Genomic DNA, 1,108 nt, shown 5'->3' on the forward strand with positions numbered 1-1,108 from the left:
ATGGCGAGAACGGCAGCGCCGTCGGCAAGATTTTCAATCCCTGGTACTACAAGTCGAGCGAGGTCGACATCTTTCGCGAGAGCAGCGCTTCCTCCGAGCGCGTGCTCGGCGCCGACGGCCATTTCTACCGCCGCCAGCTCGAAGGCTTTGCCGACGTCGTGCTCACCGGCGTGCCGATGAACGGCGCTTCGATCGAGGATGGTGTCGCTTCCGTCCGCGCCATGGTGGCGATCGGCCAGTCGGTCCGCAGCGGCAAGCCCGTCGATCTGGCGGACGCTTCGGGGCCGGTCTGATGTATCCGGCGATCTTTGCCCGGACCTATCCGCTCGGCTCCGTCGACCAGCTGCTCTCGGCGATCGGGCGGGACGGCTATGAGGGCATGCAGTTCAACCTGTCATGCCTCGGATTGGCCAGCCTCCCGGACAGTGTCCCCGCCGGTGAACTGACGGCCTTCGCCGGGGCTGCCCGCAAACGGGGCCTGGCGATCGCCGGCCTCTCCGGCACCTACAACATGGCTCACCCGGACAAGGCCTTGCGCCGAGCCGCCCGCGCCCGCTTCGCCAATGTCGTGGCCGCCGCGCCGCTGCTTGGCGCGCCGATCGTGACGCTGTGCACCGGCTCGCGCAACGCCGACGACATGTGGGCAGCGCACCCCGGCAACGCCTCGGCGGACGCCTGGACCGACATGCGCGCCGAACTCGACGCGGCGCTCGAGCTTGCCGAGAGGCACGACGTCAGGCTCGGCATTGAGCCCGAGCCCGGCAACGTGGTCGCCGATGCGGTTCTCGCGCGCCGCATCCTCGGCGAGGTCAGAAACCCGCGCCTCGGCATCATCCTCGATGCCGCCAACCTCGTCGGCGACAGGCTGAGCGACCAGGCCCGGGTCATGGAAGAGGCGGTCGACCTGCTCGGCGAGAACATCATCCTGGCTCACGCCAAGGACGTCGACCGCGCCGGCAAGGTTGTCGCCACCGGCGCCGGCGCCGTCGACCTGCACCGTTTCCTTCGGCTCTTACGCTCCTGCGGCTACGGCCAGGCGGTGGTCGCGCATGGCTTCGAGCACAAGGATGCGGCCGCGTCGGGCGCAGCTCTTCGCGCGCTTCTCGAG

At 69.1% G+C, this 1,108-nt stretch carries 1 protein-coding gene and 1 pseudogene; both read left to right on the forward strand.

What is annotated here, in order from left to right; all coding sequences use genetic code 11:
* A pseudogene (locus EOD07_RS37965) lies at nucleotides 1–293 on the forward strand (gfo/Idh/MocA family oxidoreductase); the annotation flags it as partial.
* A partial coding sequence (locus EOD07_RS35325; protein ID WP_164772889.1) for a sugar phosphate isomerase/epimerase occupies nucleotides 293–1,108 on the forward strand: 816 nt, incomplete at its 3' end. The pseudogene EOD07_RS37965 and the gene EOD07_RS35325, both read left to right, overlap by 1 nt.

The organism is Mesorhizobium sp. M2C.T.Ca.TU.002.02.1.1 (assembly GCF_003997225.1).